Origin of the sequence: Methanomicrobium antiquum (genome assembly GCF_029633915.1) — an archaeon.
GTDB classification, from domain to species: Archaea; Halobacteriota; Methanomicrobia; order Methanomicrobiales; family Methanomicrobiaceae; genus Methanomicrobium; species Methanomicrobium antiquum.
On record NZ_CP091092.1, the window covers coordinates 929,842 to 953,844 of the forward strand.

General features: G+C 35.1%; 25 protein-coding genes. 14 read left to right on the forward strand and 11 right to left on the reverse strand.

The genetic code is table 11. From position 1 onward, the window contains the following. Positions 1-104 precede the first annotated feature (104 nt). Genes L1994_RS04640 through L1994_RS04655 form a run of 4 tightly spaced genes read left to right on the forward strand, consistent with a single transcriptional unit; the run spans position 105 to position 3,114 of the window. Complete coding sequence (locus L1994_RS04640) at positions 105-803, forward strand: energy-coupling factor ABC transporter permease (RefSeq protein WP_278100516.1); 699 nt, start codon at positions 105-107, stop codon at positions 801-803. Continuing rightward, on the forward strand, positions 800-1,111 hold the full coding sequence (locus L1994_RS04645; protein WP_278100517.1) for an energy-coupling factor ABC transporter substrate-binding protein: 312 nt from the start codon (positions 800-802) through the stop codon (positions 1,109-1,111). The genes L1994_RS04640 and L1994_RS04645 overlap by 4 nt, the downstream gene beginning before the upstream one ends. Positions 1,112-1,129: 18 nt before the next feature. Beyond that, positions 1,130-1,933, forward strand: a complete 804-nt coding sequence (gene cbiQ, locus L1994_RS04650; protein ID WP_278100518.1) for a cobalt ECF transporter T component CbiQ — start codon at positions 1,130-1,132, stop codon at positions 1,931-1,933. Further along, complete coding sequence (locus L1994_RS04655) at positions 1,930-3,114, forward strand: energy-coupling factor ABC transporter ATP-binding protein (RefSeq protein WP_278100519.1); 1,185 nt, start codon at positions 1,930-1,932, stop codon at positions 3,112-3,114. The genes cbiQ and L1994_RS04655 overlap by 4 nt, the downstream gene beginning before the upstream one ends. A 297-nt stretch (positions 3,115-3,411) precedes the next feature. Here L1994_RS04655 and L1994_RS04660 read toward each other — a convergent pair whose 3' ends face one another. Genes L1994_RS04660 through cbiT form a run of 8 tightly spaced genes read right to left on the reverse strand, consistent with a single transcriptional unit; the run spans position 3,412 to position 9,128 of the window. After that, positions 3,412-3,996, reverse strand: a complete 585-nt coding sequence (locus L1994_RS04660; RefSeq protein WP_278100520.1) for a cobalt-precorrin-7 (C(5))-methyltransferase — start codon at positions 3,994-3,996, stop codon at positions 3,412-3,414. After that, entirely contained in the window at positions 3,993-5,015 is a 1,023-nt protein-coding gene (locus L1994_RS04665; RefSeq protein ID WP_278100521.1) for a cobalt-precorrin-5B (C(1))-methyltransferase, read from the reverse strand. Before L1994_RS04665 ends, L1994_RS04660 begins: the two co-directional genes overlap by 4 nt. A 20-nt stretch (positions 5,016-5,035) precedes the next feature. Next, on the reverse strand, positions 5,036-5,668 hold the full coding sequence (locus L1994_RS04670) for a precorrin-8X methylmutase (protein WP_278100522.1): 633 nt from the start codon (positions 5,666-5,668) through the stop codon (positions 5,036-5,038). Continuing rightward, positions 5,646-6,419: a precorrin-3B C(17)-methyltransferase gene (gene cobJ, locus L1994_RS04675; RefSeq protein WP_278100523.1), complete on the reverse strand. Its 774-nt coding sequence runs from the start codon at positions 6,417-6,419 to the stop codon at positions 5,646-5,648. The genes L1994_RS04670 and cobJ overlap by 23 nt, the downstream gene beginning before the upstream one ends. Beyond that, entirely contained in the window at positions 6,403-7,278 is an 876-nt protein-coding gene (gene cbiG / locus L1994_RS04680; RefSeq protein ID WP_278100524.1) for a cobalt-precorrin 5A hydrolase, read from the reverse strand. The genes cobJ and cbiG overlap by 17 nt, the downstream gene beginning before the upstream one ends. Continuing rightward, complete coding sequence (locus L1994_RS04685; protein ID WP_278100525.1) at positions 7,275-7,991, reverse strand: cobalt-precorrin-4/precorrin-4 C(11)-methyltransferase; 717 nt, start codon at positions 7,989-7,991, stop codon at positions 7,275-7,277. Before L1994_RS04685 ends, cbiG begins: the two co-directional genes overlap by 4 nt. 3 nt (positions 7,992-7,994) lie before the next feature. Beyond that, complete coding sequence (locus L1994_RS04690) at positions 7,995-8,603, reverse strand: cobalt-factor II C(20)-methyltransferase (protein WP_278100526.1); 609 nt, start codon at positions 8,601-8,603, stop codon at positions 7,995-7,997. Beyond that, the gene (cbiT, locus tag L1994_RS04695) at positions 8,604-9,128 is read right to left on the reverse strand and encodes a precorrin-6Y C5,15-methyltransferase (decarboxylating) subunit CbiT (protein ID WP_278100527.1); all 525 of its coding nucleotides are present in this window, start codon (positions 9,126-9,128) and stop codon (positions 8,604-8,606) included. Between the two features lie 148 nt (positions 9,129-9,276). On the opposite strand from cbiT, the gene L1994_RS04700 reads away from it, so the two are divergent. Continuing rightward, the gene (locus L1994_RS04700; protein WP_278100528.1) at positions 9,277-9,459 is read left to right on the forward strand and encodes a 4Fe-4S binding protein; all 183 of its coding nucleotides are present in this window, start codon (positions 9,277-9,279) and stop codon (positions 9,457-9,459) included. Next, positions 9,449-10,648 (forward strand): NAD(P)/FAD-dependent oxidoreductase, encoded by a 1,200-nt coding sequence (locus tag L1994_RS04705; RefSeq protein WP_278100529.1) that lies wholly within the window; start codon positions 9,449-9,451, stop codon positions 10,646-10,648. Before L1994_RS04700 ends, L1994_RS04705 begins: the two co-directional genes overlap by 11 nt. A 349-nt stretch (positions 10,649-10,997) precedes the next feature. Here L1994_RS04705 and L1994_RS04710 read toward each other — a convergent pair whose 3' ends face one another. After that, positions 10,998-11,663 (reverse strand): potassium channel family protein, encoded by a 666-nt coding sequence (locus tag L1994_RS04710; protein ID WP_278100530.1) that lies wholly within the window; start codon positions 11,661-11,663, stop codon positions 10,998-11,000. 58 nt (positions 11,664-11,721) lie between these two features. On the opposite strand from L1994_RS04710, the gene rnhB reads away from it, so the two are divergent. The 3 genes from rnhB to L1994_RS04725 all read left to right on the forward strand — a co-directional run bounded on the left by rnhB (position 11,722) and on the right by L1994_RS04725 (position 15,881). Next, on the forward strand, positions 11,722-12,360 hold the full coding sequence (gene rnhB / locus L1994_RS04715; RefSeq protein WP_278100531.1) for a ribonuclease HII: 639 nt from the start codon (positions 11,722-11,724) through the stop codon (positions 12,358-12,360). 78 nt (positions 12,361-12,438) lie between these two features. Next, positions 12,439-13,743, forward strand: a complete 1,305-nt coding sequence (locus tag L1994_RS04720) for a site-2 protease family protein (RefSeq protein WP_278100532.1) — start codon at positions 12,439-12,441, stop codon at positions 13,741-13,743. A gap of 956 nt (positions 13,744-14,699) precedes the next feature. Next, positions 14,700-15,881, forward strand: coding sequence for a type III PLP-dependent enzyme (locus tag L1994_RS04725; RefSeq protein WP_278100533.1), 1,182 nt, complete (start codon positions 14,700-14,702; stop codon positions 15,879-15,881). Positions 15,882-15,905: 24 nt separating this feature from the next. Here L1994_RS04725 and corA read toward each other — a convergent pair whose 3' ends face one another. Then, positions 15,906-16,970, reverse strand: coding sequence for a magnesium/cobalt transporter CorA (gene corA / locus L1994_RS04730; RefSeq protein ID WP_278100534.1), 1,065 nt, complete (start codon positions 16,968-16,970; stop codon positions 15,906-15,908). Positions 16,971-17,370: 400 nt separating this feature from the next. Between corA and L1994_RS04735 the strand changes: the two genes are divergently transcribed. Together L1994_RS04735 and L1994_RS04740 are read left to right on the forward strand one after the other, a co-directional pair. Then, the gene (locus tag L1994_RS04735; protein WP_278100535.1) at positions 17,371-17,550 is read left to right on the forward strand and encodes a hypothetical protein; all 180 of its coding nucleotides are present in this window, start codon (positions 17,371-17,373) and stop codon (positions 17,548-17,550) included. A gap of 3 nt (positions 17,551-17,553) precedes the next feature. After that, the gene (locus L1994_RS04740; RefSeq protein ID WP_278100536.1) at positions 17,554-18,849 is read left to right on the forward strand and encodes a hypothetical protein; all 1,296 of its coding nucleotides are present in this window, start codon (positions 17,554-17,556) and stop codon (positions 18,847-18,849) included. 87 nt (positions 18,850-18,936) lie between these two features. Here the strand turns inward: L1994_RS04740 and L1994_RS04745 are convergent, their stop codons facing one another. After that, positions 18,937-19,950: a PhoU domain-containing protein gene (locus L1994_RS04745; RefSeq protein WP_278100537.1), complete on the reverse strand. Its 1,014-nt coding sequence runs from the start codon at positions 19,948-19,950 to the stop codon at positions 18,937-18,939. A 137-nt stretch (positions 19,951-20,087) separates the two neighbouring features. Between L1994_RS04745 and L1994_RS04750 the strand changes: the two genes are divergently transcribed. The 3 genes from L1994_RS04750 to pstB all read left to right on the forward strand — a co-directional run bounded on the left by L1994_RS04750 (position 20,088) and on the right by pstB (position 24,002). Beyond that, positions 20,088-20,966 (forward strand): phosphate ABC transporter substrate-binding protein, encoded by an 879-nt coding sequence (locus L1994_RS04750; RefSeq protein WP_278100538.1) that lies wholly within the window; start codon positions 20,088-20,090, stop codon positions 20,964-20,966. Between the two features lie 299 nt (positions 20,967-21,265). After that, positions 21,266-23,200, forward strand: coding sequence for a phosphate ABC transporter permease PstA (gene pstA, locus L1994_RS04755; RefSeq protein ID WP_278100803.1), 1,935 nt, complete (start codon positions 21,266-21,268; stop codon positions 23,198-23,200). Positions 23,201-23,237: 37 nt separating this feature from the next. Next, positions 23,238-24,002: a phosphate ABC transporter ATP-binding protein PstB gene (gene pstB / locus L1994_RS04760; RefSeq protein ID WP_278100539.1), complete on the forward strand. Its 765-nt coding sequence runs from the start codon at positions 23,238-23,240 to the stop codon at positions 24,000-24,002. Position 24,003 lies beyond the last annotated feature (1 nt).

A 24,003-nucleotide genomic window follows, 5' to 3' on the forward strand; every position in this document is an offset into this window, starting at 1 on the left:
ACTCTGATCCAAATAATTATAAATAAATAGTCCTATGTCAAATTAAATTGTTGATTGTTTGATAAGTTTGAAATTTATCAGATATTTTAGGAGGTTTTAATTAAATGCATATTATGGAAGGTTTCCTGCCATCACCATGGTGGCAGATATGGTGGATTCTTGCACTACCCTGCCTGATTTATGGATTCTATAAACTGAAAGCAATGATAAAAGAAAACCGTGAACTTCTTGCTCTTTTAGGGGTGGCAGGAGGTTTTATCTTTGTTCTTTCAGCGTTAAAACTGCCGTCAGTGACCGGAAGCTGTTCACACCCTACAGGAACCGCACTTTCAGCAGTAACATTTGGACCCTGGATAACTGCAGTTTTAGGATTTATTGTCCTTCTGTTTCAGGCACTTTTTATTGCGCACGGAGGTCTTACAACCCTTGGAGCAAATGTAATGTCTATGGCAGTTGCCGGTCCGTTGGTTGGATATTATGTCTATAAATGTCTTGATAGGATTAACATAAGCTTCTTTGTAAATATTTTTATAGCCGCATTTTTATGTGATGTAATAACTTACTGCTTTACATCTTTAGAGCTGGCTCTTGCATTTCCTGCAACGGCCGGAGGATTTATTGCATCATTCATGGCATTCTTTGGCGTATTTGCAATTACACAAATCCCGCTTGCGATTATTGAAGCTTTAGTTTTTGTAGTGATCTTTAAGTATATCATAATGTTAAAGCCGGAACTTCTTGTAAAACTAAAAGTTCTTTCTGAAGAAAAAGTAATTAAATTAAAGGGAGAATTGGAAGAATGAAATATAAACTGGAGATAATTACAGCAATCGCAATTGTAATTTTTATAGGAATATTTCTCTATACTGATACTCTTGTTCAGGCAACAGGTGAGGAAGGCTGGGGCGGAACAGATGGCGTAGGATCAGAAATGCTTGAAGAACAGGGATATGAGCCCTGGATTGACAATTCTGATTATACATTTACACCTCCGTCAGGAGAAATTGAATCCTGTCTTTTTGCGCTTCAGGGTGTAATTGGTGGCCTTTTGATAGGTTTTGTATTTGGATCATGGACCACTGAGAGAAGATTTAAGAAAAATTCAAACTAATTTTTTTGTACATATTAAATGTATTATGAATTTTTGGAGGATATTGCCCAGACTAATTGTATTCGTGATATCCATCCGCTGATAAAACTGATAGTTGGTCTTGGCTGTATATTAATATCTGTATCCTCCAAAAGCGTAATTGCACCCCTTTTGATTATAATAGTCCTTAGCATTGTAACTGTTAAAATTGCAGGAATAAATCCTAAATTTTATTTAAAACTGCTCTTTATTCCTCTTGGTTTTGCGGTTATAAGTGTAGCTGTAATAATGTTTATGAGAAACAGTGGCGAGGTAATTTTCAGCTATCCTGTTTTTGACTGGTTTAATTTAACAATTACAAGGGGGAGTGTAAATGAAGGAATATTGATTCTTTCACGGGTTTTTGCCGGCATGTGCTCTTTGTTTTTTATATCGCTGACAACACCGGTCACAGATATGTTTTTACTTGCAGTAAAATGTCGTATTCCACGCGAATTAATAGATCTTTCAATGTTAATATACAGGTTTATTTTTGTTCTTATTGAACAGGCCATCCAGATTTATAATGCACAAAAAATGAGGCTTGGCTATGGTAGTCTAAAAGAAGGTATAAACAGTTTTGGAATCATGGCAGGAGCACTTTTTATTAATACCTGGAATACTGCAGAATCACTTATTCTTGCCATGGATTCAAGATGCTATGACGGAAAATTTGCATTAAATAATGAAAACAACAAATTATCTTATCCCCTTTTGTTTGTGGCCGGATTATTCATAGTAATTCTTGGGGTAATTGCATTTTTTACAAAAGATTTCACAATTTTTGGAGCTGTTTTTTCATGAATACACTAATAGAAATAAAAAAACTGAATTACTGTTACCCAAATGGTCCTGATGCTTTAAAAAATATTAATTTCAGCATAAAAAAAGGTGAAAAGATTGCACTTGTCGGACCTAACGGGGCAGGCAAATCAACACTTTTGTTAATGTTAAACGGGATGTTAAAACCTGATTCCGGAGAAGTATCATATCTTGGAGAACCGGTAAAATATGACCGGAAAAACCTTCGTGAACTTAGAAGGAAAGTTGGGTTTGTCTTCCAAAATCCTGATACGCAAATAATTGCTCCTACAGTTTTTCAGGATGTTGCTTTTGGTCCGGTAAATCTGGGTTTCTCCGGTGATGAAGTAAAAAATACAGTTCTTCTATCTCTTTCAAAAGTAGGACTTAGGGGATTTGAAAAAAGACCACCTCATCAGCTGAGTGGTGGTGAGAAAAAAAGAGTTGCAATGGCCGGAATTTTGGCTATGAACCCTGATGTTTTAGTATTTGATGAACCAACAAGTGCACTTGATCCGGCAGGTTCAGAGGATATTATGGAGCTTTTGGATGAGATGCACGCTGATGGAAAAACAATTATCATTTCAACTCATGATGTTGAGCTTGCATACCCTTGGGCAGACAGAGTTATTCTTCTAAACAGGGGAAGTATTCTCGCTCAGGGGATTCCTGATGAGGTTTTTTATGACAAGGCTCTTGTCAAATATGCAAAACTTTCAATGCCTGTTCTTTTGGAGCTTTATGAGAGTCTTACTGAAAGAGGACTGAAAAAATCTGAAAACCTTCCAAAATCTATTCTTGATTTTGTTCATATCCTCTCTTTAAACAATATAGGCAATTATCCTGCTGAGAAAAAGGAAAAAATAAAATGCGGCAGAATTCATCTGGTCGATGTTGATAAGGTAAAACCCGGGGAAATTCAAAAAATAATCATTGAAAATGAGATACTGGCAATTGGGGCAATGGGTTCAAAAGCCAAACTTATGGCAGAAATAGGAAATATTGAACCGGATTTCACATATGGTGTTATTGACAAATGTCTATTAAAAGCCATTAACGGCAAAAACACAATGATTATTACATCTGCAGGGATGATTAAAAGAGTTCATGACAGAGTCTTTGAATTTAATAAGGAAAGTCTTAGAGATATTGAAATTCTGGATTTTAAAAATTATGCTAATTAACCAAAAATAAATTATAGGCATTTAAGAAAATACAAAATATGCTAATTAACCAAAAATAAATTATAGGAATTTAAGAAAATACAAAATATGCGAATTAACCAAAAATAAAATATAGGAATTTAAGAAAATACAAAATATGCAAAAAAAGATTTATAAGATTTATCAATTATGAAATTACGATTTAACAAAAAAATGATTTTGGCTGAATAAAAAAACCATTTCCTTCGGATTTTATTGATGACAATATTTTGAAATTCACAATTATAGAATATTTTATTTAGTGTTTGTGATTTTTCGTCAATATTTTCCTGCAATAAGGGCAAATAGACGACTTTTTATCGCAACCCCGGGTCTGGATACAGATGAGGTTGTTATTTTTTCATCTTTATATCCCATATTTTCACAGACTGATATTTTAATTTCAGAATCATATGTGCTTAAAAAACTGCATAAATTTAAAAAATCAAATTCAGGATCAGCGATCAAAAAAACAATATAGCCTCTTTTTATTTCTTCAAGAGTTTTTAAAACAGCACTTTCATGATTCTTGCCATGCGCATTTACAACAACTGCACGAGTTAAGGGAATTTTTAATTTTGCAAAAGAATACTGCATAGAAGAAATGCCGGGAATAATTGTTCCTTTAAGATAGCCAAGACCTGCAAGCATGGGATCTCCGGTTGAAAGCACTACAGCATCGTCTGGAAGCTCATGAAGGGCTTTGTAATCTGTTATCTCGTGAACCCTGCATGAAGCACTTATATATTTTCTACAGATATCAATGGCCCTTTTTGAGCCGTAGATGAGAGTAGCTTTTTTTACAGCATTTATTGCCTCTTCTGTAAGCATCCCTGGTCCGCATCCTGCACCAACAATAATCATCCTGAATCACCTGTAATTACTCCGTTTCTGTCTATTAATACAACTCTCAAATCAGGAAACTTTTTTTTGCTTTTTGAAAAGGTTTCTCTGACAATCCTGTCCCATTCCTGCGATACACTCATATCCTCTACTGTGCAGTATTTAGTATCTTTTAGAATATCAGGATCTATGAACTTCATTATAAGGGCAGGAAGCCCACAGAGAATGACTTCTTTTGAGTTTTCAGCGGCGATTATTCCTTTTTCCATGTATTTGCCGACAAGTACAACCTCATGATTTGGAAACATTAATCTTGAATATCTAAGTCCCACTCTTCCTGTTGTGAGAACAACTTTTTCATATCCTTTTATTCTTTCAATAGCAGACTCTGTCAGATGATCATCCCAGGGTTCGACAAGGCCTGTTGAACCAAGAACAGAAATGCCTCTTTTAATCCCAATCTTTGGATTGAGTGTCTTAAGAGCTGTTTCTCTTCCATCGGGTATTGTCAGCTCAACCAAGACTCCACTGACACCTGCATCTTTCAAAGCCTCTTTTATAGATGATAAAATACAGTCCATGGCAGTTTTGCTTATCGCAGGTTCACCTTTTTTGAAGCGTGGTGTATCTCTTTCATATCTCCCGATACCTTCCCCGGCTATCAGTTCAACTCCGGATTTTTTTGGAATTGCTTTGGCACAGAAAAGAATTTCAGATGTTATATCATCCTTATAATCGCCTGAATATTTTCTGCTTTTACCTGTGCCGTATTTTCCTTCAGCTAATACCTCGAATATAAGATTGTATGGCAATTTTATACTTACGGAAACAACCGGGTTGTTAGAACTTTTAAGTGAGAGAACTGCGGCTTTGCATGCCGCCGCGGCTGTTGTTCCGGTCGTAAACCCTCTTTTTAAAACAGAACCGTCTGATGTTAAGATACCAAGACCTTTTTGTGCAAGCTCAAGGCTTTTTTTATCAGGGCATGCGTTAATCCATGATTTCGGATACTCATAGCCTGTTACAGGATCGGTTACCATATCAGATAAAAGAAAATGATTCAGTTTTTTCTCTCAATGTACATTGTAATGATTTCATTAAGTGCGGCTACTGCAGGTGGTGTGCCCCCTCTTGTGCCTCTGTTTGAAATTGACGGGACATCTTTTGTCCTTAAAAGCTCTTTTGATTCTTTGGCGTTGACAAAGCCAACAGCACTCCCTATTACAAGAGCAGGTTTTATTCCCTCATCAATAATATCGCAGACAGTCATAAGAGCTGATGGTGCGTTTCCAATAACAACGATTGAGCCTTCAATTCTGTCTTTAAGTGCAATAAATCCTGCAGAACTTCTTGTAATCCCTTTTTTTTGCGAGATTTCAGATCCGTAATCAAGTGCACATACAACTTCACTTTCATGTTCTTTTTTTCTGATACCTGTGTGTACCATTTTGATATCGGTTATTATCAGAGCCTTATTTAAAAGAGCTTTAAGTCCGGCATTTATGGGATCATTTCTAAACTCCATAAGATCTGCCATAATAAAATCACCAACAGATATTGCACATCTTTGTTTTATTCTGTCTTCCAAAGTATTATTGCCGATAATTTCTTTTGCAATTGCCCGGCTTTCAGAAGAAATTTTAAAGCCTTCCTTTGTATCCGCTCCCGGATCAATATATGTATTTTCGCTCATAACCCCTCGGTGTGATTATTCCTTTTTTCTCTCCAATCTGCATGAATCGTGATTCATCTCCCCCGATTATAACAATTGAGTGCATGTCAACATAACTGTCATCATCAAAGAGTTCCTGAAGAGTATAAAATCTTGATTCTTCATTATCTCTGCATGCATTTTTTACAACTGCAACAGGTGTGTCAGGATTTTTGAATTTTAATGCCCATGAAAGTGCAACTCCGAGATTATCCGGTCTGCCACGGCTTTTAGGATTATATAAAGAAACCGGAATGCCCATCTGGAATGCAAGATTAAGTCTTTTTTCGATAATTTCCATGGGTGTTAGTAGATCAGACAAAGATATTGTTGCAAAATCCCCTGAAAGAGGTGATCCTATTCTTGATGCCGCGGCAGTTGCAGCTGTAACGCCAGGAATCACCTCAAAATCAATATCTGCACCGTCATGCTCCAGCACTTCAAGAACAATTCCTGCCATACCATAAACACCCGGATCTCCGCCGCTTACCATTGAAACTATATTTTCTTTTGCAAGCTCAATACATTTTCTGGCGCGTTCAACCTCCTTTCCCATTGAACTCCAGATGATCTCTTTTCCATTAAGATGATCCTTTATCAAATTAAGGTAAAAGTCATTTCCGATGACATAATCAGATTCATCTACTGCTTCTATAGCTCTTTTTGTGAGATATGATGTGCTCCCGGGACCTGTTCCAACGATATAGAGTTTGCCCTTATCTGATGATTGCAATTGTAACTCTCCCAAATACATTTTTTTTCATAATTATCTCTTTTCTCTTGGATAACGCAAGCGCTGATGATTCACAGACTCCACAAAGCCCTATTTTATCAGATGCTCTTGATGGTGATGGAGGATTTTGCATGTTTATTGCTTCATCCTCCAGAAAAACAAGATTTCCACCTAATGAATTTATTGCATCTATAAGGCCTGTCTCATCCTCTTTTAATTTAGTGGTTGTGTAGGCCAAAATGTCTTCTTTTTTTATTCCTGAAATTTTTAATGACTCATAAATAGCGTTTAATACTTCATCTTTTGAAACTCCTCTTCTGCATCCAACCCCTACTATGTATTCACCTCTTTTTAGAAGGATTGACACAGCAGGTGATACGGATGCTATTGCAGGGCCTGTCAGGATATAGCGGGGAATTTTTCCACTTATGATTGCGGCATTAACTGTCCTTGTTGAGTCCTTGTTTAAAATTTCAAGATTCTCAATATCAGCTACAGATTCAACAGACATCAGGCCTTTTGTCTCAGTTGCGGTTGTAATTACAGAAATTAATCCAAACCTCTCTAATTTTTTTGCAAGTGCGTTTCCGCCATGATGACCTCCTGCAATAGGAATTGCATACTTAAAATCAGGACTTACAACAACAACACAAGGGTCTGTCCATTTATCAGCTAAAAGACCGGCAATACCTCTGACAGCAATGCCGGCAGACATTACAGCTATAATATTTTTGAAACGTGAAAAACATTCTTTGAATATCTCAGAATTATATTCCAGATATTCCGCATCAACAGCACAGGCTAGTTTTCCTGCCTCTTCTTCAAACGCCTTTAAGGAAATTACTGCAGTATCTTTCATTCGTATAAATATGAATTTACAAATCCGGAATCAATTGCATCCACTACTTTCCCGATGATAATCAGTGCAGTTTTATCAATCCCTGCATATCGTGCCTTTTTAGCAACATCAGATACTGTTCCCTTGATAATTTTTTCGTCAGGCCATGTTGCTTTGTAAACTACCGCCGCAGGAGTATCAGGCGGACATCTGACTTTAGCAAAAATTTCTTCCATATGTTCTGTTCCCAAAAAAATGACCATGGTCTCGCCCAGTTCAGACATTTCTGCGATTTGGTCCTTTTTAAGAGTCGTTCCTGCAGGCCTTGTTACAATTACAGACTCTGATACCCCTCTTAGTGTAAGCTGTGTGCCAAGTGCCGCGGCGGCGCCGAACATTGATGAAACGCCTGGCACTCTTATTGTCTCTATCCCATCCTGTTTTAAAAGAGTGACCTGCTCAATTATTGCACCATATAGAGATGGATCACCTGAATGAAGTCTGACGACAATTTTACCTGATTTTGCACCTTCAGACATGATTTTTGTCATTTCTTCAAGCTTCATTCCCCAGCTGTCATATTTTTCAGATGCCGGACAATTCTCAACCAGAACCGGGTTTACAAGCGAACCTGCATAAATTAAAATATCTGCCATATCAAGCAGTTTTTTGCCTTTGACAGTTATCAAATCAGGGTCTCCACAGCCTGCACCGACAATATATACTTCATTCATTTTTTATTTCCTCGCAAACATAACGCTGAAATATGAGCTTTTCTCTGGAATTTCTTCGTTTCGGAATATTTTTTGATCTTTCATATACATCTTTTCTGCAAGGATAAATTCCCTGTAACCTTCTGTTTTAAGATTTTTCATAATTTTTTTAGGATTTTTAACCTTTAAAAGAATCTTTGAGTCTTGTGGTGATCCGTCTGTTATTAAAATTCCTCCGTTTATATTTACCTCTGAGGCGGATGCAAATGCTGTAATGGAGCTTATTCCAGGAATTGTTTTGTATTCTATAGAAGGATATTTTTCATCAATTATGTCACATAGTCTTTTGAATGTTCCATAAAAATTGGGATCTCCAAGAATACAGAAGACTGCAAGACCTTTTTTTGCAACAGGAACTATTAGATCTGCGTTTTTGTACATACATTTCTTTATGTAGTCTTCATCATCAGTCATTGGGAATGAAAGAACAACAGGGTCGTCTCTGTAGGGAGAGATTATTTCTTTTGCTACATTTCCGGGAACAAAAACACAGTCTGCTTCTTTTATCATTCTGACTGCCTTTACTGTTAAGAGTTCGGGGTCTCCCGGGCCTATTCCAACTGCGACAAGCATCTAGTTCACTTCTCCAACTATGATATATACAGGATTTATTGGTTTTAGCATAATATCGCCAACAAGCGGATACGAACGGGAAATCTGTACGTGAATTGCTTCCTTAAAAATTCCAAGCTGCTTCATTTTATCAATGGTCTTTTCAACTGTTCCTAAAAGAACTGCATTTACAACAATTTTTTTGCGGACTTTGGTGGAGAGTATTTCCAGAATTTCTTCGATGTTAGTTGACCCTCCAAGAAATGCAGAATCCAGATCTTCAATATTTTTTAGAATTTCTGATGCTTCTCCCTTAATTATTTTGATGTTTTTCTGTCCTGATTTTTCAGCTTCAAGTTCGGCGCACTCTATGGCTTTTGCTCTTTTATCGATTGCTATTACACTTTTGCATATTTTTGACGCATGAACAGAAATTTTCCCAGTGCCGCATCCTATGTCTGCTAAGACGTCATCACTTTTTAAATCAAGTTTGAAGAGAGATATTGCCATAATTTCGTCCTGTGTGGGACCACCTTTTAGCTCCATATTTAAAATCCCTGAAATGTTTTAATAAATTTTAATTGTTATAATATATATCCGGATTGTTTTTTTTATATATCCCAGTCTTTTTTTGACTGATATTTTATTTTTAAGTAGTAAAAGTTAAAGTGCGAATCAGCTAAATATATGAAGAATGATCAAAGTTCGTAGAGAGGTCTGCGGCTACTGCGGGGCATGTGTTTCTGTCTGCCCTGAAGGAGCAATTGAGCTTATTGACGCTTACCTTTCAATTGATAATGAAACCTGCAAACTCTGTAAAATTTGTTTAAGAGTTTGTCCGCTTGCTGCACTGGAGGAGGTTTCAGATGAAGAATGAATATGATGTTTTGATAATCGGCGGTGGTCCCGGAGGTGCGCTTGCAGCAAAGACATGTGCAGAAAAAGGACTTTCTGTTTGCATTATTGAAAAGAGACCTGCAATTGGTGTACCTGTACGCTGTGCCGAAGGAATCGGAGAAGATTTAATAGGGGAATTTTTTGACGAACTTAACCCGAAGTGGATATCAGAAAAGATTAAGGGAGCCAAATTAATATCTCCGGATGGCAGCAGTTTTTATCTGAGTCCTGAGATGGCAGGAAATGAGGTAGGATATGTTCTTGACAGGAAATTCTTTGACCGTGATCTAATCTGGCTTGCTGTAGAATCAGGTGCCGAGTGCTATGTAAAAGCACGTGCTGTTGATGCAATTATGGAAGACGGGGTTGTAAAAGGTGCTGTCATAGAATATTTCGGAGAAAAAAAGGAGATTCGTGCGAAGGTTGTAATCGCCGCAGATGGTGTTGAATCTAAGTTTTCAAGATATTGCGGTGTTGACACAACTGTTCCTTTAAGAGAACTTGAAACCTGTGCACAGTATCTTATGACAGATATTGACATTGAGCCCGGAATCACTGTTTTTTATGTGGGACGTGAAGTAAGTCCGGAAGGATATATCTGGATATTCCCAAAAGGAGACAGGACGGCAAATGTCGGAATAGGTATTTCAGGTACACAGTCAAAAGATTCAAGCCGTGCAAAGGATTATCTTGACAAATATGTCAAAAAGAACTTCCCTGACGGAAAAATAATAGAGCTCATTGTCGGCGGAGTTTCAGTCTGCAAACCACTTGAATGCACTGTTGCTGATAACCTGATAATTGTCGGGGATGCCGCCCGCTTAAGTGATCCAATTACCGGTGGCGGAATCTATAACGCCATGTATACAGGACGTCTTGCAGGAGAGGTTGCATCGGAGTGCATACGCTCAAATGACTGTAGTAAAGAAAAACTTATGAAATATGATACAACCTGGCGTTCTTCAAGGATGGGTAAGGCTCTCGAAAGGAATTATCAGATAAAAGAAATTTTTGTCAAACTATCAGATGCACAGTTAAATTCTGTATTAAATTCAGTAAATAATCTGGTAATGAAAGAGTTTTCAACTCTTACACTCATAAAAGAGATAATTAAAACCAATCCCAGGCTTGTAAAGGAGCTTTCAGGATTAAGAAAATTTTTTGAATAAATTAAATTTTAAATTTTTAATCTGACATTTTTTTTTAATTTTTATGATTAGTGTCAAATCTGATTGCTATGAAAGTCAAAATTCCTGATAAACTTTCATCACTTTTTGTGTGATGAAAAAAGCTCATCATGTGCGTTTTATATGAAAATCACTTTGTAACTTACACGGAATCAGTGCATGAAATATAATTTCATGGACGTTTTTAATGAAACTTTTTGATTAATCACTTTGAGATTTAAATCCGGATTTCATAATAAATATTTTATAAAAATGTTGCATGGGTAAAAAATATTTTAGGAACATTTTTTAAATCTTTTTCGGATTTACTTTTTTTGGATTTTTAAGCTGTTTATTTTGGACTTTTAAGCTGTTTATTTAATGTTCTTATACATTCTTCTTCTGCCTGCTTTTTTGTAAAAACCATTATTCTGTCATTAGGCCTGATTCTGACAGTTCCATTTGGAATTATTATATCTTTTCCAACTCTTATTATTGCAATAAATACAAAATCAGTGACGTCAAGCTCTTTTATTTCATGATCAACGAAGGGGGCGTTTTCATCAACTGTCATCTCAAAAATTGTTCCGCCGGGAATCATTGCCAGCTGTTCCATATTCGGATTTTCAGACCAGTAATAGAGTCTGTTGGCAACAAGTTCGTCAGGATTTTCACTGATTCTGACACCTACTTCCTTGAAAAGCTCTGAGTGTTCAATTTGATTGACTATTGATATGAGATTTTTCACTTCAAATCTTTTTGCAAGCCAGCATGTCATGAGGTTCACTGCATCGTCACTTGTTGTTGTGATAAGTGCATCTGCCCTGTCTATTCCGGCATCTTCCAGAATTGATTTGTCTGTGGAATTTCCTGTTATTGCCATTACATCAATGTGTTCGAGTATCTCATTACAGCGATTCTCGTCTTTATCAATAACAACGACATTATCACCGTGCTCTGATGCGATGGTGGCAAGACTTTTTCCGATTCCTCCAAGACCTATTATGATGATGTACATTTTATCACGTATCCTGTATGGTTATACATATAATTTATGAAATCAATAATCCTTTTAAGTGATTTGTGGAATAGATGAGGCCGGGAAAGGTTCTGTTCTTGGACCTATGGTAATTTGTGGTGTGGCTGGAAGATCACTCTCTGATTTTGAAGATAAAGGTTTTAAGGATTCTAAAACACTTTCACCTTCCCGGCGTGAACAACTATATGAAGTAATTGTTTCTGAATTTAAAACAGCTTTTGTTATTCTTGAGGCGCAGGAAATAGATAAACTCAGACAGTCTCATTCTATGAACACAATTGTTGCAAAATCTCATGCGCGTGCGGCTGAGATGCTTTCGGTTGAAAAAGCATATGTTGATGCATGTGATGTGAATGAAGTACGTTATGGAATTCGTGTCAGTGAATATATGAAAAATCCTGCTGTAGTTATTTCAGAGCATAGGGCAGACAGTAAATATGCAATAGTGTCTGCCGCATCAATAGCGGCGAAAGTAAAAAGAGACAGAATAATAGAGAAGTTATCAGAAGATTTTGGCGATATTGGGAGTGGATATCCGTCTGATCCCAAAACAATATCTTTTTTGGAGAATTATATTTTTAATAACGGAGAATGTCCTGTAATCGGACGAAAAAGCTGGAAGACTGTTTCAAACATAACTGGAAAAATAAACCAAAAAAGTATTTTCGATTTTTAATTTTTTTATTTATGGATAATAATCAGGATTGCATCTTAGAGAAATTTCATCAGTAGTGCAGTCAATATATTATGCCAGATGGATTTGCTGTTAGTTGTGCTGTTTTGTCTTGCACTGTATTTTCTAATAACAGGTTATATAAAAGCAAATAATCTCTGGGAGAAGCATATAGTTTTTTATGGGCCGATTCTTGGAATAAAAACAGATAATGTAAAATTTTTTGATAAGTTCATTCCATTTTCACGTTTTTTTAAGATATACGGGACACTTGGGGCACTTATGGTTGTTGTAGTTTCAGTATTGATGTCTTTGATGATGATTTTTACACTGCAAAAGACAATCGAGTCGCCGCCTGCTCCCACAGGGATTTATGAGCCTCAAAATATTCTTGCAATTCCTGGTGTAAATGAATTTCTGCCGCTCTCATTTGCAGTATTGTTTGCCTTTATTGTTACTCTTATAGTTCATGAGGGAGGGCATGGTATTCTTTCCCGCATTGAAGGTATAAGAGTTAAGAGTACTGGTCTTTTATTTTTTGTAGTTCCTATTGGTGCTTTTGTTGAACCTGATGAAGAGGATGTTGAAAAAGCAAAACCTTCTTCCAAGATAAGGATGTTTGGCGCAGGCATTACGAATAACATGCTTGTTGCATTTCTGAGTTTTATTGTAATTGTTGGTCTTATGAGTTTTGCGGCGCCTGCTGATACACCGTATCTGAAAGGGATATACAAGGATTATCCTGCCTATGATGCAGGTGTTCCTTCAAACTCATTAATTGTTGCAATAGATGGAGTGAAGGTTGATTCACGTGAACAACTCTCTCAGGTGCTTGACAAAACAAGACCTGGTGATGAGATAACACTTACAGTCTTTAATGATAATAATTTAGAAGATTATACTCTCACTCTTGAAAAATGGCCTGATGAATTAAGTTCTGCTGATTCCGGATTTATGGGAGTTTATTATTATGATTCTTATTCAATAAAGGCAGTGTCTGATAATATTCTTAAAAGTCCTTTAGGTCCGCTTCTTTTAATTTATGTTCCTATTAATGCGGTGATGGAGGATGATTCTTTAGGTCTTGGCATTATGGCATTTGATTCTTCCGATTCAGCGGCATGGAAAACTCCGTTTGAGGGATTCTGGACGGTAGTTCAGGTATTTTTCTGGTTATTCTGGCTGAATTTTGCTGTTGCAACATTCAACGCTCTTCCTTTTGTACCGCTTGACGGTGGATATATTATGCAGGAAGGAGTCAGAAAATTTTTTGAGAAGAGAAAGATTTCTGTAAAATATGCAAATTATGTTGTTGCAGGTATAAGCTGGTTTATGATAATGGTTGTTGCATCAATTATCATAGTTCCGTACCTGTCTGCTGTATGATATATAAAGATAAAAGAAGATAAATAGAATCATATAAAAGACACATAAAAAAGCCGGATAAATTTCAAAAACCTGATAAAATAACAGAAAAACTAATTTTTTTCTTATGGATTTTGTGGAATAATCTTCATAAAGTCTGTATTTCTGGGAAGTATTAAAAAAATCTCCATTAAGAAGATGAATTTTTATTCAGGCTAAATTAACTGCTTCTTAAAAATCTGAAAAAACAATTGTAGAAGGAATATATGATATATATTGAATTAATATGTCAGAATAATAAAAAATTTTACTTTTAAATAGATTAAAACTTTCAGATTTTAATTATTTCAATTTATAGAGGTACAGTGCGGCAGGCTCAATTTTTAATCGAAAGATCATTAAAAAGAACTTCATATTGAGCTTAATTTTATTATAGGATCTGCGCATCTAAAAAGTGTAGTTTTATTTAAAAATAAAATAAAATTATATTATTGATTTTAAAATACTGAATCCTGTCAAAAAAATACCATCTCTCTAAAAGTCTATAATGAAATAATGGTCATAAAATTAAAAAATTAGGACAAAACAGACGTTTTGGATTAAAATTATTATAATTTTTTGTATTGAATAATTCAATTTGTTTTAAAATCCACATTCTTTTTTTTCGTTAAATAAGTCTATTCTGTTATTTATTGTATTAATTTTTTTCTTATAAGATTTTGAAAATTTTTAAAAATATAATTGTATTGTGATATATTTATGTTCATTCAAAATCTTTTTATCCCTGAGATGAATTATTAGTTTGATAATTTATCAAAAAAGCCAAACCATTTGGAAAAAATTGTGCTGTAAATTTGTGAAAATTACTTCCCCCGCATCCCACCTAAATCAGGTAAAAGTTCAAATGGAATAATCAAAAACCGGATGTCCAAATCTGATATTTTAAAAAATGCGGCATGATAAAAGAGGATAAAAAAATGAATGACAACGGGTGTAGTATCAAAGTGCATCATATTGGTATTGATAAAAAAGAAATGCTTCAGGGATTGGCAAAAGAGCATGGAACTCCAATATTTGTTATAGATCATGAAGTTATAAGAAAAAATTACAGGGATTTCAAAGAGCGTCTTCCTGATGTTCAGATATATTATGCAGTCAAAGCCAATTCAAATCCGGAGATAATCAGGACATTATATGATTTGGGATGTAGTTTTGATGTCGCATCAATGCCCGAATTTATGCTTGTTTATGAAAACATCAAACATCTTCCTGAAAAAGAGCGTCTTGAATGGATTTATGATAAAATAATTTATGCAAACACAATTAAACCTGAAGAGACTCTTGAGGCACTAAATCATTACAGGCCTCTTGTTACATTTGATAATATTGAAGAGTTGAAAAAGATAAAAAAATTTGCTCCACAGGCAGGACTTGTTCTAAGACTCAGGGTTCCGAATACCGGTTCAATGGTTGAGCTCTCATCCAAATTCGGTGTTGATCCAGGCGATGCTGTAGATATAATCGAAAAAGCTATTGAGATGAGACTCACAGTTGAAGGTTTGAGTTTTCATGTAGGAAGCCAGTGCACAAATTTTGAAAATTATGTACAGGCTCTTGAAATTTCGGCGAATGTTATATCTGAAGTTGAAACAAGAACCGGCGAAAAGATTGGACTTTTGGATATTGGCGGAGGATTCCCTGTAAAGTATCATCACAGTGTAAAGTCAATTCGAACACTTGCTCAGCTTTTGAATGAAGAATTTGAGCGTCTGCTTCCGTCAGACATTCAGATAATGGCAGAACCCGGAAGATTTCTGGTAGCAAATGCATGTACTGTTGTAGCAAAGGTTGTTGGAAAGGCATTTCGGGATGGAAAACCCTGCTATTACATAAACGATGGCGTTTACCATACATACTCCGGACAGGTGTTTGATCACTGTATATATCCTGTTCTTTCATTCAAAGAAGGAGATACTCAGATATCAGCTGTTTTCGGGCCGACCTGTGATGCATTTGATACAATTACCCTGTCAGCAGAACTGCCTGAACTTGAAATTGGCGATTTGGTCTATTCAGAAAACATAGGAGCATATTCTCATGCATCATCGACTTATTTCAATGGTTTTCCGCCGGCAAAAGTCGTACACATAAATAAATGAACAAATAAATAAAAAAAGATAAAATCAGATCCATCTTTTTTTTCTGAAAAATAATATCATAACGAGAGATATTGCAATCATAAATATGATTGTTGCCGGGTATCCCAAAGCCCATCCCAGTTCCGGCATAAAATGAAAGTTCATTCCATATATTCCTGCAATAAATGTCAGAGGGATGAAGATTGTAGCAATAATTGTTAAGACTTTCATGACCTCATTCATCTTATTGCTGATGCTTGAAAGGTAAATTTCACGCAGTTCAGATATCATATCCCTGTATGTTTCAACTGTATCTATTATCTGGATGATATGATCTGATACATCATTTAAGTAAATCTGAGTTGTCTGGCTTATCATTTCAGAATCGCTTCTTCTGATGCCTGATATCATGTCCCTCATAGGCCAGGTTATTTTTCTTAAATAGATCATCTGCCGTTTTAATGAATAAATCTGATCCATTATCTCAGAATCAGGATTTTTTAATACATTGTCTTCTATGTCTTCTATTTTATCTCCGATTGATTCAAATGCAAGAAAATAACTATCAACAATCATGTCGATAATCATATACATAAGATAATCTTTACCGGATTTTGTAATTTTATTTTTATTATCTTTTATTCTTTGTTTAATATTTTCAAAACCGGGTACTTCAGATTCACTAATTGTAATAATTACATTTTCAGCAACTATTATGCTGATCTGTTTTGATGTTATTTCTTCTTTAAAAAAAACATATTTCAGTGATATGAAAAAATAATTATCAAAATTCTCAAATTTAGGCCTGAGATATGTGTTTAGTGAATCTTCAAGTGTTAATGGATGAATATTAAATGCCTGACCTAAATTTTCGATTTTATCAATGTCTAAAAGGCCTTTTATCTCAATCCATCTTATTTTGCCGTCATTTTCTATTTTTTTAAGATTTTTTATATCAACAATGCTGTATTCCTGCAATGAACTATCATCAAATTCTATGCAGTTTACTATGGTTTTTGCAGGTTCAGTTTCACTTATTCCAATGAGAGTTCCTGGTGCCATACCTGCCTTTGAAGATTCTTTAGTGCTGTGTTGCTTTAATATCGGCATTTCAATCACATTTTATATTAATTCAATTGTTGAAATTCTAAATTTTAAAATTTGAATAATAAGACCCGGATATTGAATATTGTATTATTGTTTGTTTTTGCATAAATGCGTTTATGGGTTTACCATAAAAACGTCCATGAAAACTTTTTTTTCATGAACTTTTTTTGGTAAACAAAAATGAAAAAAGTTTGAACAGAGATTTTGTGAAGATTGAATAAACAATGAAAAGATAAAATTTGGAAAAAAAGTGGGCCGGAATAAAAATATTAAAAAATGGATTTTTATTGGTATAATGGGCAGATTTATGGATATATTTTAGGAAGTTACATTTTGTAACGTCTTTTCTTCAATACTGTTACAAAAAGTAACATCTAAATTATTAGGTGTTTCATAATGTAACATGTCAAAAGTAATCAGAGTGCAGGAGGATGCAATAGAAATTGCTTTAAAATATGGTAATTCTGTAAGCGAAGGTATAAGGTCAATGGAAAATCAATTGAAAAAACAAAAGTCCGGTATTGATATTGAGGATATTAGGGTAGTAATCCAGGAAGAACTTGAAAATTTAAGGAGATATTAAATTTTGAATTATGAAGTTTCCCTGTCTTTGAATATAGTTTCAGCAGGCAGAAAAATCTCTGACAGAATTGATGAAATAAAATCTGCGGCTCCCTATTTTGATTATAATTTTAAAAATGAAATTTTATTGTTTAGCATAAAATTAAGTGATAAAAACGAGTTAAAAACTTTTTTGAATATTGTCGGAAAAAAATTGTTCCAAAAAAAATATCTGACTTTAAAAATTGACGGCTGGAGAAGGCAGAAAAAAGGAGAAAAATATGTTTTAAGTTTTCCTGTAAGTCTCCTTGACAGAGATTCAGATTTAATTTTTGAATTAATTTCGGAGATAAAAAATTCAGTCATATCCGATCTTCCTATGCTCAACAATGAAAATAATTATTTTGACATAACATTTGCTGAAACAAAAAATTCAGAGGATTTCAATTATTTCTGGTCGGCAATAGGAGAAAAAAATACTTTTTTTTCAGAACTGCTTTTAAAAACCATTTACAAAAACTGCCAAAAACCAAATCATGTTCCAAGAAAATTTTGTTTTTCCTTTGACATAATGGAAGTTAAAATCTTAGTAAACAATAAAAACTACGGGTCTTACAATCTGCCCCTGGGCAGGTTTGTTTATGCATCTGAAAAAAAAATGGTGAAGCAGACTCTTCAGAAATACAGACTGTTAAAAGGGTATGAATTAGCAGAATCTGATGAGAATAAATCAGGAAAAATTGTTGAAAATAAGAAAGTCTCTTTTTTTGCAATATCAGACCTGCATCTTGGTCATTTTGATATTATTGATGCAACTGCACGCCCTTTTATTACGACAAATACTGATGAAATGGATAAAATCCTGATCTCAAACTGGAATAAAATGGTATCTGAGGGGGGTGTGGTTATTTATGCAGGCGACCTCACATACAATCTGGATTCATCAAAAGCAGATAATTACATAAAACAATTAAACGGGAAAATAATTTTTGTCAACGGAAATCATGATACAGTTTCGTATGAAAGCCGGTTTCAGTATGAATTAAAATATAAAGATCACTTGTTTTTATTCATTCATAATCCCAAATTTTCTCCCGATAACTATCCTGGCTGGATTGTCCATGGACATACGCATAACAGCAGAATGTGTGACTGCCCCTTTATAAATTTCAAAAAAAGAACAATCAATATAAGCTGTGAATTGACATCATACCGTCCAATAAATCTTGATGAACTGGTTGAAATTATAAATAATGGTTCTATGGGGGGAATTGATAAGATATATAGTATTGATACTGGCTCATTTTTTTATGTGGAATAATATTTTCTATGAAGATGGGGAGTTAGAACTCCCTGATAACTGTTTTTAGTATAGAATTTGTAGAGTTTAATCACCCTTTTTTTCAGGTTACATCTTATTTTTGGCTGAAACAGATGCGTTGATTACATTCTCACAGATGTCTGCGGAATAATCAGCAACCCTTTTGATACTGTCTGAAATATTTACAATATTTACTGCCACAGATGCTTCAAATTTCATTGATTCAGTATTGATTTTTTTGCACTGACTTTCAATACATTTTGTTTCTGAAATAATATCATTTGCAGAATATATATCCCTCTTAAAGAAGGCATCCATGCCTGACTGAAATAATCTGACGGCCTCATGGTTTACCTCTTCAATCTGTATCATTAAATTTTCTGGTAACTTTTTGCCTGAAAGTTTTTTTACATTACTGGCAATTCTAGTTGCATGATCTCCTACTCTTTCAATTATTCTGCTGGCAAGAAATAAAACAACAGCATCTTCAGTTGAAATCTTCATCTTTTTTGAAAGATTCAGATCGTTTAAGATAAGATTTGATTGCCGTCCAATAAGCCAGTGGAGCCTGTCGACATCATTGTCACGAAATATTATATTTTCAGCCAAAGACAGGTCATTTTCTTTTAATGCAGAAACAGCATCCTGATGCATCTTTACAACAATGACAGACATCCTTAGTATTGTTTTATTAAGAGGCATTTCAGACGGATTTAAAAGATCTTTTATCAGAACCATGTTGTCTGTTTCATCAACAACTTCCTGTCCAATCGCCATTGTAGTAAATTCTCTTATAATATGCATTGTAAACGGGGGAAGACGTCCCTGGGCCCATATTTTCAAAGAAGTATAACCTGAGATATATGCTCCAATAAGACACCTTAGGAAAAAAGTCCTGTCAGTCGTGGAATTTATCTCAAACTCCCAGGTTTTTTGTATGCTTTCTCCACTTGTGTTTGGTGTTATAAGAATATTTCCGTCATTTTGAATAACAAGACCTATAGGATCATTTTTTTTTATATTTCTCTCTTTTATCCAGTCTTTTGGTAGAGAAATTATATATGATGAACCTCCGCTCATCTGAACCTTTCTTATATCCATATATACTGGTATCTATATTCAAACCTATAAAAAATATTCTAACCTTATTTGAATATGTGTTTATATGACATATATGTTCTATTTCGAAAACGCCTATATATTCTCATTTGAACTTTTATAATGGTGAATGAAAACCTATGAATGGCTTGAAATTAACTGGTCTAAAAACTGCAGTAATTGCTGCATTTGTAGTATGTATGGTCATGGTCTGTGGATGTCTGGGAAGTGATTCTTCTTCCGGAAACAATCCATTATCTGAGAAGGAATCTATTGAAACCCTGTCAGTTACAGGTTCGACAACTGTTCTTCCTGTTGGCCAGGCTGTTGCTGAAGAATTTATGCGAATAAATCAGAATGCTGATATTCAGTTGTCCGGCGGTGGTTCAAGTGTTGGTGTGCAGGCTGTTGGTGAAGGAACAGCAGATATTGGAATGGCATCACGTGAACTAAAAGACTCTGAAAAGGAGAAGTATCAAAATCTTGTTCAGCATGTTGTTGCAAAAGACGGCATTGCACTAATTGTCAGCAATGAAAATTCAATATCTGAAATCACACTTGATTCTGTAAAAAAGATCTATAAAGGTGAGATTACAAACTGGAAAGAACTTGGAGGCAGTGATATGGCAGTTGTTGTTGTCGGGCGTGATAGTTCATCCGGAACAAGAGAATTCTTCGCTGAAAAAATAATGGGAGATGATGATTTTGTATCAACACAGCTTGAGAAAAATTCAAACGGCGCTGTTCTTCAGACTATAAAGCAGACTCCTGGTGGCATTGGATATATCAGTATGGGATATCTTGATGAAAATGTCAAAGCTCTTAAAATAAATGAGAATGGTGCTGTAATAGAGCCAACTACTGAAAATGTACTGAATGGAAGATACCCCGTTGCAAGAGGACTTAATATGTTCACAAATGGTGAACCACAGGGCCTTGCTAAAGAATATCTTAACTTTCTGCTTGGAGAATCCGGTCAGGCAATTGTTGTAAAAGAAGGATATGTCTCAGTAATTTGATGAAATTTAAAAAAACTGTTCATGAAACTAATTTTTCATGCGATAGTTATCATGGAAATCAGATTTGATTTTCATTTATTAAATTTCTCTAATTTTGATATAGTTGCTAAATAAGTAATATTCAGCTTTCTTTCAAGATTTGGTGAAGTTTTTTTTAGATTTAATCTTTGATCAAATCTTTAAAAAACCAATCTGCCAAATTCAGGCAAAGGAGGCTTATTAATAAAGGTAACTGGGAAATGAACAGCAAATTGGCCCAAAAAATGAACAATGAAATGTTTGAATTATACGGATGTACAATGCAGAATCTTTATTCAAAAAAATATCTTGAAGAAATAATCATAAAAGCAATTCTTTTCTTAGCGGCAATTTTTGCTGTTGTGACTGTTTTTTTCATTCTTGTTTTTCTCATTAAAGAGTCGGTTTTTGCATTTTCAACAATAAATCCTTTTGATTTTCTCTTTGGAAGTGTTTGGAATCCTACGGGGATAAATCCGGAGTATGGAACACTTCCTCTCTGGACAGGGACTATTCTTGTTACAATCGGCGCAATGGCTATTGCAACACCGCTTGGAATAGGATGTGCGATATATCTCTCTGAAATTGCATCTGACAGATTGAAAAAAATTCTTCGCCCTGCAATTGAGCTTTTATCAGGAATTCCCTCAGTAGTTTACGGATTCTTCGGGCTTGTTGTACTTACAAACTGGCTTAGAATTACTTTTGATGTACCTTCAGGTGAATGTTGGCTTGCAGGTTCTGTTCTTCTGAGTATTATGGCGCTTCCAACAATAATCAGCGTCTCAGGAGATGCAATAAGTGCAGTGCCTGTATCTTATAAAAACGGGTCATTTGGTCTTGGTGCAACACACTGGCAGACAATAAGCAGAGTAATTCTTCCTGCATCTTTTTCAGGTATAACTGCGGCTGTAATTCTTGGAATGGGAAGAGCAATTGGTGAGACAATGGCTGTTTTGATGGTAGTTGGAAATGCAGGAATTATTCCTTCTCCTATCACAAATGTTCTGTCTCCGGTAAGAACACTTACATGTACCCTTGGTATTGAGATGGGTGAAGTTGCAGTAAACAGTGAACATTACTATGCTTTATTTGGTGTTGCAGTCCTTCTTTTACTTATAACTCTGACTGTAAACTTTTTTGCGGGATATTTAATTAAAAATCTTAGCATATCCAATAAAAAAGACATTAGAGGATTTAAAGGTCTTAGAGAACTTTTTTCAAAAAAGAAATTTTCAGCAAAAAAGATAACCAAAGTTCTAAAACTAATACTCTATGTAATACCTGTAATAATATTATTTTATTTATTTGGGTTTTTGACTGCCTTTGTTTTGTGTTTTACAGCTTTTGTATTTTATTATCTGTCAAAAAAATTAACTCCGGCAAATTCACAAAAGATAGTGTTTTTTTTAATTCGTTTATCTGCTGTTATTGTTCTAATGGCTCTTGCAGTAATTCTTTTTGATATATTCTCAAAAGGTATTCCGGCAATCTCCTGGGAATTTTTAACACAGTCTCCTTCAGGACTTGGACGTTATGGAGGGATATATCCGGCAATTGTTGGAACCGTGTATCTTGTTTTTGGATCAGTTCTTTTTGCTCTTCCAACAGGTGTGGGAGCGGCTGTTTATCTTGTCGAATATACAAAAGAGGGTAAAATTACGTCAATAATCAGATCAGGTGTTGACCTTTTAAATGGTACTCCCTCAATTGTTTTTGGTCTTTTTGGATTTTCATTTCTGGTTTTATACCTAAATTTTGGAGTATCCCTTATTGCCGGGCAGATAACACTTGGTATAATGATTCTTCCAACAATTATCAGAACAGCAGAAGAATCTTTAAAAAGTGTACCGCAGTCAATCAGACATGGAAGCCTTGCACTCGGAGCATCAAAATGGCAGACAATTATAAAGGTGGTAATACCTCCTGCACTTCCGGGAATTATTACCGGAACAATTCTTTCTGTTGGAAGAGCCGCAGGCGAGACTGCCCCTATAATGTTTACGGCAGTTGTTTTCTCTTCAAAATTTTTGCCTTCATCTGTATTTGAACCTGTAATGGCACTTCCATATCATCTTTTTATTCTGTCAACGAACGTGCCGAATGCTCAGACAAACCAGTATGGGACAGCACTGGTTCTTGTATGTTTTGTCTCTTTTGTCTATCTTGCGGCAATAATTGTCAGAAATCATTATCAGAAATCTGTAAAATGGTAGATTTCAGGTTTATTTGTATAAAAAAAGGAGGAATGTAATGAAAAACGAAGATATAATTCTTGAAACCAAAAATTTATTTTTGAACTATGGAGATAAGCAGGCTTTAAAAGAAGTGAGTCTGAAGGTTTACAAAAACAATGTTACAGCCTTAATTGGCCCTTCCGGTTGTGGAAAGTCTACTCTTCTGAGATGTTTTAACAGGCTCAATGATCTTTTAGATAACTGCCAGATTAAAGGTGAGGTACTCTACCATGACAAAAACCTGTATTCACAGGGCATAGATGTTGTACAGATGCGAAAGAAAATAGGCATGGTTTTCCAGCACCCAAATCCTTTTCCGAAATCGATTTATGAAAATGTTGCATATGGTCCGCGTGTACATGGAGTCAAAGATAAAAAGACACTTGATGAAATAGTAAAAAGATCTTTGAAAAAAGCGGCATTATGGGATGAAGTTCATGAAAGACTTTTTGATAATGCAATGAGTCTTTCCGGCGGTCAACAACAGAGGCTTTGTATTGCAAGAACACTTGCTGTAGAGCCCGAAATAATTCTAATGGATGAACCCTGTTCCGCATTGGATCCTATTGCAACATCAAAGATTGAATCTCTGATTGATACATTAAAACAGGATTTCACAGTGATTATTGTGACACACAGCATGCAACAGGCGGCAAGAGTCAGTGATTTCACCGGATTTATGTATCTTGGGGAGATGATTGAGTTTGGAAAGACAGAAAAAATTTTTTCAGCTCCTGAAGTGGAGCTTACAAATAATTACATAACCGGCAGGTTTGGTTAAA